This is a genomic window from Shewanella psychrophila (genome assembly GCF_002005305.1).
GTDB classification, from domain to species: Bacteria; Pseudomonadota; Gammaproteobacteria; order Enterobacterales; family Shewanellaceae; genus Shewanella; species Shewanella psychrophila.
Genome location: NZ_CP014782.1, coordinates 860,703 through 874,478 on the forward strand (window position 1 = coordinate 860,703; position 13,776 = coordinate 874,478).

Annotated in this window: 10 protein-coding genes and 1 tRNA gene; 8 read left to right on the top strand and 3 right to left on the bottom strand. The window is 45.0% G+C overall.

Going from position 1 to position 13,776, the window contains the following annotated elements; genetic code table 11:
- The first annotated feature begins 11 nt into the window (after positions 1–11).
- Positions 12–566, top strand: coding sequence for a replication initiation negative regulator SeqA (gene seqA, locus sps_RS03840; protein WP_077751322.1), 555 nt, complete (start codon positions 12–14; stop codon positions 564–566).
- Between the two features lie 193 nt (positions 567–759).
- Positions 760–2,424: a phosphoglucomutase (alpha-D-glucose-1,6-bisphosphate-dependent) gene (gene pgm / locus sps_RS03845; RefSeq protein WP_077751323.1), complete on the top strand. Its 1,665-nt coding sequence runs from the start codon at positions 760–762 to the stop codon at positions 2,422–2,424.
- A 66-nt stretch (positions 2,425–2,490) separates the two neighbouring features.
- On the opposite strand, the gene msrA is transcribed toward pgm, so the two are convergent.
- Positions 2,491–2,970, bottom strand: a complete 480-nt coding sequence (msrA, locus tag sps_RS03850; RefSeq protein ID WP_077751324.1) for a peptide-methionine (S)-S-oxide reductase MsrA — start codon at positions 2,968–2,970, stop codon at positions 2,491–2,493.
- A 333-nt stretch (positions 2,971–3,303) separates the two neighbouring features.
- Between msrA and astE the strand changes: the two genes are divergently transcribed.
- The 6 genes from astE to sps_RS03880 all read left to right on the top strand — a co-directional run bounded on the left by astE (position 3,304) and on the right by sps_RS03880 (position 11,705).
- Positions 3,304–4,338 (top strand): succinylglutamate desuccinylase, encoded by a 1,035-nt coding sequence (astE, locus tag sps_RS03855; protein ID WP_077751325.1) that lies wholly within the window; start codon positions 3,304–3,306, stop codon positions 4,336–4,338.
- A gap of 209 nt (positions 4,339–4,547) precedes the next feature.
- A complete protein-coding gene (locus sps_RS03860) occupies positions 4,548–5,726 on the top strand; it encodes a thiamine pyrophosphate-dependent dehydrogenase E1 component subunit alpha (RefSeq protein WP_077751326.1) in 1,179 nt (392 codons plus the stop codon).
- 3 nt (positions 5,727–5,729) lie between these two features.
- Entirely contained in the window at positions 5,730–6,707 is a 978-nt protein-coding gene (locus sps_RS03865) for an alpha-ketoacid dehydrogenase subunit beta (protein ID WP_077751327.1), read from the top strand.
- A 9-nt stretch (positions 6,708–6,716) separates the two neighbouring features.
- On the top strand, positions 6,717–8,327 hold the full coding sequence (locus sps_RS03870) for a dihydrolipoyllysine-residue acetyltransferase (RefSeq protein ID WP_077751328.1): 1,611 nt from the start codon (positions 6,717–6,719) through the stop codon (positions 8,325–8,327).
- A 134-nt stretch (positions 8,328–8,461) separates the two neighbouring features.
- The gene (gene nadA, locus sps_RS03875; RefSeq protein ID WP_077751329.1) at positions 8,462–9,529 is read left to right on the top strand and encodes a quinolinate synthase NadA; all 1,068 of its coding nucleotides are present in this window, start codon (positions 8,462–8,464) and stop codon (positions 9,527–9,529) included.
- Between the two features lie 181 nt (positions 9,530–9,710).
- Positions 9,711–11,705, top strand: coding sequence for a methyl-accepting chemotaxis protein (locus tag sps_RS03880; RefSeq protein ID WP_077751330.1), 1,995 nt, complete (start codon positions 9,711–9,713; stop codon positions 11,703–11,705).
- Positions 11,706–11,861: 156 nt separating this feature from the next.
- Here sps_RS03880 and sps_RS03885 read toward each other — a convergent pair.
- Positions 11,862–11,952: transfer RNA gene (locus tag sps_RS03885), tRNA-Ser, on the bottom strand.
- Positions 11,953–12,260: 308 nt separating this feature from the next.
- The gene (gene cls / locus sps_RS03890; protein ID WP_077751331.1) at positions 12,261–13,718 is read right to left on the bottom strand and encodes a cardiolipin synthase; all 1,458 of its coding nucleotides are present in this window, start codon (positions 13,716–13,718) and stop codon (positions 12,261–12,263) included.
- Between the last annotated feature and the right edge of the window lie 58 nt (positions 13,719–13,776).

Consider the following 13,776-nt stretch of genomic DNA (forward strand, 5'->3'; position numbering starts at 1 on the left):
AGATTAAGGTCATGAAATATATCGAGGTCGATGAAGAGCTATATCGCCATATTGCCGGTAAGACAGAGCGTATTGGTGAGAGTGCTTCAGATATCCTGCGCCGCTTGCTTGGGCTAGATGTCGAGTCTATTAATCATGATATGCCCGAAACGATAAGCCATCCCGGAATGGAGTCGACTCAAGCTAAGCCTCAAACCGAGGTACTAGCTAGTCATAAGCCGGAAGTTAATAATGACTTCTCTCAGTGCATAGACACTGACGAACTTGCGGCACAGAAAGGGGCCGTGGGTCGCTTCCTATTTATTTTAGAGGCTGTGTACCGCGCCGCACCAGAGCAGTTTTCTCAAGTGTTACAGATACAGGGGCGAGATAGACTCTATTTTGCGACATCAAAAGAATCATTGCTTAAGGCCAGTAAATCGGCAAATCCAAAAGAGATAGGCCAAAGCGGCTTTTGGGTGACGACCAACAATAATACCGCCAAGAAGCGAAATATTCTGACCGAAGTCCTGCAGCAGTATGGCACGGTTGAAGCGCAAATTGAGGCGATTACTAATAATCTGTAACCTTTCTCATTTATGTCATATTCTGACCTAAGTCTTGCAACAGTATGGCACGGTTGAAGTATACATTTAGGCGATTACAAATAATCTGTAGCCTATCGCATTAATGTCATAGGCCTGCAATAAGCTGAAATCATCTGAGTATGAATTCAGTTTTTTTTTACCCATCATTTATTCAACGCATAAGGATACGAGTTTGAGCATTCATGAGCGAGCAGGGCTGGTTGCAGAGCAACAGGACTTAGTGAATATTCCCAAGTTGATGAGTCACTACTTCTGCATTAAGCCAGATATTAAATTGGATGAGCAGAAAGTCAGCTTCGGCACATCAGGTCATCGTGGCAGCTCACTGAAGGGCAGTTTTAATCAAGCGCATATTTTGGCCATCACTCAAGCGGTTATCGATCACCGTAATGGAGCCGGAATAACTGGCCCCTTGTATCTTGGGATCGACACTCATGGATTGTCACAAGCCGCATTTATTACTGCTATCGAGGTTCTGGTGGCAAACGAGATTAATGTCATCATTCATCGAGATGATGGTTTTACGCCAACACCAGTAGTCTCTCACTCGATCATTCAAGCGAACAAACAGCTAGATGCACTTAAGCCTGCATTAGCCGACGGTCTTATTATTACGCCTTCCCATAATCCCCCTCAAGATGGAGGCATCAAGTATAACCCGCCACATGGAGGCCCAGCGGAAGGTGAGATAACTAAATGGATAGAGCAAAAGGCTAACTATTATCTCGGCGATGGGCTCAAAGGGGTTAAACGCCTCGATTATGCTTATGCCATAGCGTCGCCGTTAGTGAAAGCTGAAGACTTGATTATGCCATACGTGGATGATTTAGATTCTGTTATCGATATGCAGGCCATCTCAGATTCGGGCATAAGCATCGGCGTCGATCCTCTGGGCGGTTCAGGTATTCATTATTGGTCTAAGATTGCTAAGCGTTATGATGTAGACATCAGCCTAGTTAATACTCGAATCGATCCAAGTTTCAGTTTTATGCCACTGGATAAAGATGGAAAAATTCGCATGGACTGTTCCTCACCTTATGCCATGGCGGGTTTGTTAAAGCAGCAAGATAATTTTGATCTTTGTATCGGTAATGACCCTGATTATGACCGACACGGTATCGTGTGTCCCGGTTCTGGGTTAATGAACCCCAATCACTTCTTGGCCGTGGCCATCGATTACCTAGTGACTCATAGGCCTAACTGGGCTGATAGTTTGATCATAGGTAAAACCTTAGTCTCTAGCGCCATGATTGACAAAGTCTGTGCTCAGCATGTTAAGCCACTGTGTGAAGTGCCTGTTGGATTTAAATGGTTCGTGGATGGTCTCGCCGATGCAAGTTTTGCATTTGGGGGAGAGGAGAGCGCCGGTGCGGCATTCTTGAGGCGTGATGGTACGACTTGGTGTACCGATAAAGACGGCTTTATTCTCGCACTACTGGCTGCTGAAATACTTGCCGTAACAGGTCAGACGCCGGCTAAGAGATATCAAGAACTTGTGGCGTTACATGGCGAGAGTTTTTATAAGAGAGTCGACAGTCCGGTACAAGCCGATAAGAAGGCTAAGTTTGCCCAAGTCTTGAAGAATGATGTGAATACCCGAACCTTAGGCACCGAAATTTTAGCGGGAGAGTCGATTTTAACTGTACTGACAAAGGCGCCAGGTAATAAGGCTGACATAGGTGGGATTAAGGTGATCACTGAAAATGCTTGGTTTGCGGCTCGCCCTTCAGGCACCGAAGCCCTGTTCAAAATCTACGGCGAAAGCTTTATCAGCCTGGCTCATCTGGAGCAAGTCATCGATGAGGCACAAGCCATGATCGATGCACTCCTGAGTTAAAAGGTGGGATTAACAGGCTCGTTGCTTGTTCCTAGTGCTTAAGTGCTTAAGTGCTAGGAACTTATATTAAAAAGAGATATGACAGCTAGGGAGATTGTTCTTTTCCAGGTAATTCTGGTGATATTCTTCGGCGCGATTAAATTCAAGTGCTGGGACTATTTCCGTGATTATCTGTCTTTCTCCCCATTTACCACTATTAACTAGCGTCTGTTTCGACTGCTCAGCAATCATTTTCTGTCGATTGTCGTGGAAAAAAATGGCGCTGCGATATTGAGAGCCTATGTCGCCCCCTTGTTGGTTGAGTGTCGTCGGGTTGTGGTTTTGCCAAAACACATCGAGCAAGTCTTGATAAGAGACTAAGGCTTCATCGTATTCCACCTGGACAACTTCGGCGTGCCCCGTTTGACCAGTTTTAACTTCCTTATAGCTGTTGGTCGCATTGTCACCACCCATATAGCCACAAGCCGTCAGCTTGACGCCTGCAATCTCATTGAAAAAATACTCAACGCCCCAAAAACACCCTGCACCAAATGTCGCAATTGCCATATAGACCTCTTGAACTTGTATTAGATTAACTATCGTTTGCATTGCTAGAGGCAATGCTGAACCATTTACTACCAGCAATTCACTTAGCGCGATTGACTCTAATAAATACCTATTCAAACGTCTGGATGGCTAGAAGTCTGTAGTTTGTACTTAATGGTTATCTTTTGCAATAGGTAAATAGGTATTATTTGATGCCCCGATAAATAGCTGACGTAGGGGTTAAGTGTTATTATTCTAAGCAATAGATTTTTCGGAATAAAATTAAAGGATCTTGCATGAAATTGCGCCGTTTCGAGTTGCAATTCGCTTGTGAGAACAATTAAGGAGAATTTTGTGCTACAGGCGCTCATAAAGTCACAAGACTTTTTAAAATTTACTTTAGATAACCCACATCATATAGATGAAAGCGGTAGTTTTTCTATAGGCGAACACACTCATGTAGAAGTGTGGGATACGGGAGTTATCGTATTTGAGCCAAAGCATGCAGAAGGAAAAGATATTGTCCTCTCTTGTGCGGTACACGGTAACGAAACAGCCCCCATCGAGCTCTGTAATGACCTGATAAAGGACCTGCTACAGGAAAAGGTCATTACCAAGCAAAGAGTCTTGTTTTTGTTTGGTAATCCGCCAGCAATCATCAACGGCACCCGCTTTATCGAAGAAAACCTAAATCGTCTATTTAACGGTGCACACTCTGCGGGTGAGGGGCTGATTAACCCTGAGCGTATTCGAGCGAAAAAACTCGAGTTTTACGTCGATAAGTTCTTTTCGGCGTCTAGTGCAACTGAGCAAAGAATTCATTACGATCTGCATACGGCCATTCGAGGTTCAAAACATGAAAAGTTCGCTATCTATCCTTATCGCCCCGGTCGCAAGTATAGCGCCGAGCAGATCATGTATCTTGAAGCTTGTGGCATAGATACAGTTTTGTTCCATCATGAACCGACCACCACCTTTAGCTATTATTCTTCAAAGAATTACCAAGCCGATGCATTTACCATAGAGCTAGGTAAAGTCTTGCCCTTTGGCCAGAATGACATGACACGTTTTATCGCCTTAAGAGAGATGTTGAATCGCTTGATCACCAATCAAGACTTAGAGTTGGCAAAATTCGATGTGAACAAGGTTCACCTTTATCAGGTTTGCCGTGCGATCAACAAAGGCTTCGATGATTTTGAATTTACCTTCGCCAATGATGTTGAAAATTTTACTGCTTTCCCTAAAGGTTACATCTTAGCGAAAGAAGGTGGGATGAATATCAAGGTCGAGCATGAAGTCGAGGCCATCGTGTTCCCCAATGCTAAAGTACCGGTTGGACAGAGAACCGTTTTATGTCTAAAACCTGCCAGTACCGATAATATTGCTTAACCTTGGTCTGGAACGGGGTAAAATCTCCATTGCATGTAAAGCTAAACATACGCCATGAGTAACCGTTAGTTTTTATTTAGGTCTTTAGAACGGTTGATTGCAAGTTTACGTTAACGTAATGTCTTTCCCGCGTATTACAAGAATTGCTGATCCGCTCCATGAGAGCGGGTCAACTCATAACAAAGCACTCAGCTGATAAGAGATATAGTATGAGCAACGCAACAAGCGATAACGAGACTGTCCATCGTGTCAGTTTTCTCGACAGGGAATCAGTTAACATCCCTATTCTTAAAGTATTGCAAGCCGACGGAACCGTTTATGATAACGCTGTACTGCCTGCAATTGATGAAGTATTGGCTCATCGAATCTATGATACTTGTGTGTTCACACGCGTCTTAGATGAACGTATGTTGGGTGCACAGAGGCAAGGTCGTATCAGCTTCTATATGACATGTACCGGTGAAGAGGCCTCTATCATAGGCAGCACGGCTTCTTTAGATGATGGTGATGTGATATTGGCGCAATATCGTGAGCATGCGGCTATTCGTTATCGTGGTTTTACCACTGAGCAATTTATGAACCAATTGTTCAGTAATGAAAAAGATCTCGGTAAGGGCAGGCAGATGCCGATCCATTACGGCAGTGCTGAACTTAATTATCAAACAGTCTCGTCTCCCTTAGCCACACAGATCCCACAGGCAACAGGCGTAGGTTATAGCTTCAAGATGCAAGGAAAGCGTAACATCGCCATCTGTTATTTTGGTGAGGGCGCAGCGTCTGAAGGTGATTTCCATGCCGGTTTAAACATGGCTGCCGTAGTTAAATCACCCACCATCTTCTTCTGTCGTAACAATGGTTACGCTATCTCGACGCCAACAAGTGAGCAGTTCTGTGGTAATGGTATTGCCAGCCGCGGCCCTGGTTACGGGATACATACAATTCGCGTCGACGGTAATGATATGTTGGCGGTACTCGCTGCGACTCAGCAGGCCCGTGCCTATGCGGTAGAGAATAACGCACCTGTATTAATTGAAGCCATGACCTATCGTCTGGGTGCTCACTCATCATCGGATGATCCATCGGGTTATCGTTCTAAAGATGAGGAAGCTAAGTGGCAACAGCATGATCCCGTTAAGCGCTTTAAGTTATGGATGATCAATAAGGGCTGGTTAACCGAGAAGCAAGATGCTGAAATGTACGAGAAATATCGTAAAGAGGTCCTTGCAGAGTTAAAAGTAGCAGAGAAGCTGCCTATGGCTATGCTTGATACCTTAATTGAAGACGTATATGACACGCCGACCCCTCGTCTTCAACAACAGTTAAAAGACCTTAAGAAACATCTTAAGAAATACCCGGATTCCTATCCAAATAGTAAAGGGAGACTCTAAGTCGTGGCTGAGATTAATATGTTACAAGCCATCAATGATGCGCTATCCATTGCTCTGGAATCTAATGAAAAATCGATTCTGTTCGGTGAAGATGTGGGACATTTTGGTGGTGTATTTAGAGCAACCTCGGGTCTGCAAGCAAAATTTGGTCGTGATCGTTGTTTCAACACCCCTCTGACCGAACAAGGCATCGCGGGTTTTGCCAATGGTTTAGCTTCTAACGGTATGGTCGCCATTGCTGAGATCCAGTTTGCCGATTACATTTTTCCTGCCATTGATCAGATAGTCAATGAAACCGCTAAGTTCAGATATAGAAGTGGTAATGAGTTTAATGTCGGCGGTGTGACCTTCAGGACACCTTATGGTGGAGGCATCGCTGGCGGTCATTATCACTCTCAATCACCTGAAGCTTATTTCACCCAGACCGCCGGTCTCAAGGTGGTAGTGCCTCGTAATGCCTATCAGGCAAAAGGCCTGTTATTGGCGTCGATTCGCGACAAAAATCCAGTGATCTTCTTCGAGCCTAAGCGTCTTTATCGCGCCAATATTGCCGAAGTGCCCGATGAAGACTATGAGATTGAGCTCGGTAAGGCTGAAGTCGTCAGACAAGGCACTGATATCACCTTATTGGCTTGGGGCGCGCAGATGGAAATCATCGAAAATGCTGCAGACATGGCGGCTAAGAAAGGGATCTCATGTGAGATCATCGATCTAAGAACTTTAGCTCCCTGGGATGCTGAAACCGTTGCGACTTCTGTAAAAAAGACTGGCCGCCTACTTATTAACCATGAAGCTCCACTAACTGGTGGTTTCGCCGGTGAGATATCAGCGACGATACAAGAGGAGTGTTTCCTTCATCTCGAATCGCCAATCGCCAGAGTCTGTGGTTTGGATACGCCTTATCCTTTGATCCACGAAAAAGAATATATGCCTGACGCGCTTAAGACATTCGAAGCGATTAAAGCAACGGTTAATTTTTAGGAGCCTGGCATGATTAAAGAATTTATTCTTCCCGATATCGGTGAAGGCGTTGTTGAGTGTGAACTCGTCGAGTGGTTGGTGAGTGAAGGTGACATTGTCAGCGAAGATCAGCCCATAGCCGATGTTATGACTGACAAGGCCTTAGTACAAATCCCTGCTCCTCATGGTGGTGTCATCAAAAAACTTCACTATGCCAAAGGTGAGATAGCAAAAGTGCATGCACCGCTTTATTCAGTTGATATCAGTGGTACGGAGCAATCTGATGTAAGTCAGCAGGCGGAGACTTCATCTGAAAAGCTAAATATTCACAAGTCCGATGAACATATTTCACTGCCAGAACCGGTTCAATCTAGTGCTCAGCTTCACATCGAAGAGTTTCTTCTGCCAGATATAGGTGAAGGAATTGTCGAGTGTGAGCTGGTAGAGTGGCTGGTAAACGAAGGCGATATCGTGGCCGAAGATCAACCTATTGCCGATGTGATGACAGACAAGGCCTTGGTTCAAATTCCGGCTATTAAAGCAGGAAAAATCGTTAAGCTGCATTATCGTAAGGGTCAGCTTGCAAGAGTCCATGAGCCTTTGTTTGCAGTAGAAGTCGAGTCAGATGATGTTATCGATGCTGTACCTATAGTGGCAGTTGAAGCCGCTGGTGAAACTTTGAGTCAAGGTGTGATTGGCGAACCTGTGCCTCAAGGAAAAGCATTGGCGAGTCCTGCTGTTAGGCGCATGGCGAGAAGTTTAGATATCGATATTTCCACTGTTACAGGCTCTGGCAAAAATGGCCGGGTATATAAAGAAGATATCCAGCGACATCAGTCTGGTATCAGCCTATCTTCAAATAACGTTGAGCCTGTCTCTGCGGCCCAGGAAGTGAGCTCCACAGCGACCAACACATCTCAGGTGTCAGTCCATAGTGAGAACAGGGTAGAGCCTATTCGCGGTGTTCAGGCTGTGATGGCTAAGATGATGACTGAGTCTGTATCGACCATTCCTCATTTCACTTACTGTGAAGAGATAGACTTGACCGAGTTAGTTAAGCTACGCGAGAGTATGAAGAAGAAGTATTCAAACGATGAGCTAAAACTCACTATGATGCCATTCTTTATGAAGTCATTGTCACTGGCAATCAAACAGTTCCCTGTGATTAACAGTAAAGTGAATGCCGATTGCACCGAGTTGACCTATTTCAGCCGTCACAATATTGGCATGGCAGTAGACTCTAAAGTGGGTCTTCTCGTGCCTAATATTAAGGACGTGCAGGATAAGTCGATACTAGAGATTGCTACAGAAATCACCCGTTTGACTAAGGCTGCCCGCAGTGGTCGTGTTAGTCCAGGGGATCTTAAAGAAGGCACAGTGTCTATTTCCAATATAGGCGCACTTGGCGGCACAGTAGCTACGCCTATTATTAATAAGCCTGAAGTTGCGATTGTGGCCTTGGGTAAGATGCAGATATTGCCGAGATTCAACGCTAATGGTGAAGTCGAAGCACGTAAAATTATGCAGATCAGCTGGTCTGGGGATCATAGAGTCATAGATGGCGGCACCATAGCCAGATTCTGTAACCTCTGGAAACTGTATCTAGAGCATCCCCAAGAGATGTTATTGGCTATGCAGTAGCTCACAATTGATAGTTTGTACAATAAAAAGGGCGCATTTGCGCTCTTTTTTATGGCTTATAGCTTATTTTTAGTTAATTTTTCAATCATATTTACGTATAATCCCGCTAATAAGAATTCCTCCTTGGTTTTAAGATGAGTCACTCAGCCCCACAAATTGAAGAAATTCAATATATATTTCCGCCTAAGCCACTTCCATTAACCGAATTCGAAAAAGCGCGTTACAAGTCGCGTATCAAGCAGTTATTAGTCGAAAAAGATGCCGTACTCGTGGCTCATTATTATACCGACCCCGAGATCCAAGCTTTGGCTGAGGAAACAGGTGGCTGCGTCTCTGACTCATTGGAGATGGCCAGGTTTGGACGAGATCACCAGGCCCAGACCTTGATTGTCGCCGGGGTTAAATTTATGGGGGAGACCTCAAAAATTCTGAGCCCGGAAAAGACGGTTTTAATGCCGACCTTAGATGCAACCTGCTCACTGGATATTGGTTGCCCCATCGAGACCTTTAGTGCGTTCTGTGATGCTCACCCTGATCACACGGTTGTGGTGTATGCCAATACATCGGCTGCGGTTAAAGCCCGAGCCGACTGGGTCGTTACATCGAGTATTGCTTTGGATATAGTCGAGCATCTCGACAGCCAAGATAAGAAGATTATCTGGGGTCCCGATCGTCATCTGGGTAGCTATATTGCCAAAGAGACCGGTGCTGAGATGTTGATGTGGCAAGGCGATTGTATTGTCCATGATGAATTTAAAGCTAAGGCCCTGCGGGAGCTCAAGCTGCTGCATCCAACAGCTGCCATCTTGGTTCATCCAGAATCACCGGCCAGTGTTGTTGAGCTTGCCGATGCCGTGGGCTCGACTAGTCAGCTGATCAAATCTGCCCAGCAGATGGATAATGATAAATTCATCGTCGCAACCGATAGAGGCATCTTCTATAAGATGCAACAGGCAGCCCCTGACAAAATCCTTATTGAAGCACCGACAGGTGGAAATGGTGCAACCTGTAAGAGCTGCGCCCATTGTCCTTGGATGGCCATGAATGGTCTACAGTCGATTGAAGCATCATTGATGGCTACAGACACCAGCAAGCATGAAATTTTTGTGGATGATGAGTTACGTGAAGGTGCGTTAATCCCACTGGATCGCATGCTTAATTTTGCTGCTGAATTGAACATGAAGGTGAAAGGAAACGCCTGATACAACTTGTTAAGTTGCCAGCAAAAAAACAGCTATATTTCATACAAGTAGCCATTTATTTTGATCTATATTAATAAACCCTCAATTTGAGGGTTTTTTTGTGGTATTTTTCTAAGGGTTACAGGGAATAGGCACTAAACTCTTGCTAAACTTTCCCAAATATTGGTCAAGGAGATCATGTATGAATATTCGATGGATCGAAAACCTCACCATAAAAAATAAACTGCTTATTGTTACCTTGCCGCCCATCTTGGGGTGTGTCTTCTTTGGCTTATCCATTGTCTATAACCAATTCCAGTTAAGCCAAAGCTTATCTAAGGTGCAGATGCTTAGCGAACTGGCCAGTGTGAACAGTGTGCTAGTGCATGAATTACAAAAAGAGCGTGGTATGAGTGCCGGATTTTTGAGTGCTGGAGGTCAGGCATTTGCAGCTAAACTGCCAAAACAGAGAAAGTCGACTGACAGGCAGATCATAGCATTCCAATCTTTTATTGCCGATAACCGTTTACCCGATGCTTTTAGCCGTCAATTAACCAGTGTTAATAAGGCTCTGGCAAGTCTGAATAGGATGAGAAATAGCGTAGATAGTTTATCCATTTCAGTCTCTAATGAAGTGCAGTTCTACACCAGACTCAATATGGCCTTGCTCAGCATTGTCGATCAAACGGCCCACGAGGGGGCGAGTCAGGCTATCGCCATTCAAGCTGCATCTTTTAGTGCATACTTGCAAATGAAAGAGCGTGCAGGGCTCGAGCGTGCAGTCCTTAGTTCCATGTTTGGACAAGTCAAAGTCGATCCACAGAGATTCATTAAGTTTGTTACCTTAATTTCTGAACAAAACAGCTATCAAGAACGGTTTTTAGCCCTAGCAGATGATGAGACTCAGCAAGCTTATCAGCGCCTACAAGACTCGAAGGCCTTCAGTGACGTTAATACATTGAGGCAAGTTGCGTTAAGCCAAGACATTGATAAAGTTGCTGCCCAAAGTCCGGAACAATGGTTTGCTCAAGCTACCGTGCGTATCGAATCGGTCAGTCAATTCGAGCAATCACTGGCCAATGGCTTAATGGGTCAAACTAAGAAGCAATTATTGGCCTCAAATACCTTGATGTACAGCATCATCACTCTGATGTTAGTGTCAGGCTTCTTAGTGTGCGGCATATCTATTGTGCTGGGAAGATATCTGCATCAGAGTTTGCGTAACATGCACTCTGTGGTCACTCAAGCCCAAGCCAGTTTCGATCTCAGCCTGCGCGTAAAGTCTGATACCAGTGACGAACTGGGACAACTTGGCAAGGCATTTAACCAAATGATGATGGATTTTGAGAATGTCATCTTAAAAGTCAGGGACAATACCGCTAGCTTATTAACTGCATCTCAGAAGATGGACTCCTGTGCGACCTTAATGCAGCGAGATGTGGCCATTGGCCATAGCGAGGCGGAGCAGGTCGCCTCTGCAATGACTGAGATGAGTGCCACGGTACAAGAAATAGCTCAGAATGCCGTGAGTGCATCTGAAGCGTCTGCCGCCGCCAATACCGACGCCAATGAAGGACGCTTGGAAGTTAGTAAGACTGGCACCAGCATAAAACTGCTTGCGGTCGAAATCGAGCAGGCTTCGAATGCTATCAATAATCTAGACAATGACATTCAATCGATAGTCAGCGTATTAGGGGTGATAAGCAGTATTGCTGAGCAAACTAACTTACTGGCATTGAATGCTGCCATAGAAGCAGCCAGAGCCGGAGAGATGGGCCGAGGCTTTGCCGTTGTAGCCGATGAGGTGAGAAGCTTAGCTCAACGTGCTCAAGCTTCTACCGAAGATATTCGGACCATGACTGAGCGTCTCGAGTCTGGCGCTAAACTCGCAGTCACAGCCATGGAGAAGGGCAAGGCTCAAGCTGAGCTAAGTGTCACGGAGTCACATAAGGCGGGTGAAGAGCTAGATCGCATCGTCACTGAGGTGGGTATTATCGACAGCATGAACGAGCAGATAGCGGCGGCGACCCATGAGCAGTCAACGGTATCAGAAGAAGTTAATCGTAATGCACTCAAGATAAGTGAGACTTATCGAAATACCCAAGATGTCGCCGATGAACTCAGCCAGCTTAATGACGTGTTACTCGAAGACGCTAACAAGATGGCCCAGGAAGTGAGCAAGTTTAAGTTAAGCTAATTAGCTTGCAGCCGACAGAGCAATTGTTACACAGAGAAAGCCTATTTATAGGCTTTCTCTGTCTGCATACCAATATATGCGATAAACCTAGACTCAAAAAATATAAATTTATAAACGAAAAAGCCCCAGCATTTCTGCTGGGGCTTCGTCTGAATATGGCGGTGAGTTAGGGGTTCGAACCCTAGATGGGCTATAAACCCATACACACTTTCCAGGCGTGCGCCTTCAGCCACTCAGCCAACTCACCAATTTTCGTTATGTTTAAAGTGTTAACCCCACCAATATCATTAAAAGATTCACTAAGCTGGCTTAATTGCTTTCTCCCTTAACGGAGCCGTACTTTACGCAATACAGGTTTAATGGTCAAGGGATAAAAGTGTACTTTCAAGCGTTTGCACGTTTGCTAAACGATATTAGATAAACTGGCTTAAGTTTTAGGCCATCGAAGAGATTCAAGCTTTGAAACCGTTTCCATTCTATCAAGAGCTGGGTTTTCATCAATAACAATGAAAAGCGAGCACTCAGGAGCCCATGAGTGCTCGTATATTGGGTAACTTAAAGCAATGGGCTAAACAGATAGAAAAACTGTTCTGTCACACGTTTATAAACCGCTCTTTTCTGCCAGAGTGATAAATCGACTAAGCTTGAGTTATCCATATACTCCTGTTGTAACTTAGTTAACTCTTGAGTAAAGGAAAGATCATCGACGGCCAAGGTTAGCTCGAAGTTTAGCCAAAGGCTGCGCATATCGAGATTAACGGTTCCAATTAAACTGAAGGCCTCATCTATCACCACAGACTTTGTATGTAGCAGCCCCCCCTTAAACCTATGGATCTTAACTCCGGCTTGTAAAAGCTCACTGAAGAAGGATCGGCTAGCCCATTCCACCATCATGGAATCATTCTTATTAGGGATGATGATATTGACACATATGCCCCTGTGAGCGGCGGCTATTAAGGCCACTTGTAAGTTTTCACTGGGGACAAAGTATGGGGTTGTGATGACAATCTTGTGCTCGGCCTGATAAAGGCTCTGTAATAGAACTTCATGAATGATCTCATCGGGCATTCCAGGCCCTGAGGGGATGACTTGAACCATATCTAACTGTTCAGGGGATTGATGGGGTTTACAAATAGGTTTCTGTGGCAAAAAACGCTGATCGGTTTCCACTTCCCAGTCCCAAGATTGAATGGCGTCAAGCAAAGGTACGCAGGTGCCTGTGATGCGGATCATCACATCTATCCACTCGCCGACACCTGAATTAGTTTTAAAACAACTTGGGTCTACCAAGTTCATCGAGCCTGTGTAGCCAATGCTATTGTCTATGATCACAATTTTTCTGTGCATTCTCAGATCCATTCTACGAAACAACACCCTGATAGGACTGACTTTGAGTGCTCTAGCTAGTGTGATACCTGCCAATTGCATCTTCTCGGGCCATTGGCTTCGAAAAAATTGATGACTACCTGCTGCGTCGAGTAAGAGCCTTACGGTGATCCCTCTCTGAGCCGCGAGTATCAGGGCTTGGGCCACAGCATCCGCCATGCCGCCCGGGTGCCAGATGTAGAACTCCAGATGTATAGATTGCTTGGCGTTATTGATATCCTCGATCATGGAAGTCAAAATTAACTGGGGAGATGAGACTAGTTGTAAGTCATTATCAGCAAGGGGCGGTATTCCTAGTCGATTTTCACATAAGAGACCAATAGAGTTGGCATGATGACTCAGCATACCAGGTTGATATTGTCGAATTTCAAATAGATGGGAAAACCATTCGGCATAGGGACGATACATGTTCTGAGCCCTGACAGCCCGAGTACGACCAATATTTTGCTCACCAAAAAGCAGGTAGGCGACGATGCCCACGATAGGAATGACATAAATGACCATCATCCACGCAAAGGATACGCCGATAGAGCGCCGCCTTATTACAATCCGTGCCGTGATCGCAGCGATAATTACCCAGTAAGCAAGCACGCTCAAGAGAGTGAGGAGTTGGTACACATGGTCCATGTAATTTTGTGCCTCTAAACATTACCCTTCAATTATTTTCAAAGGGAATAATTGATAA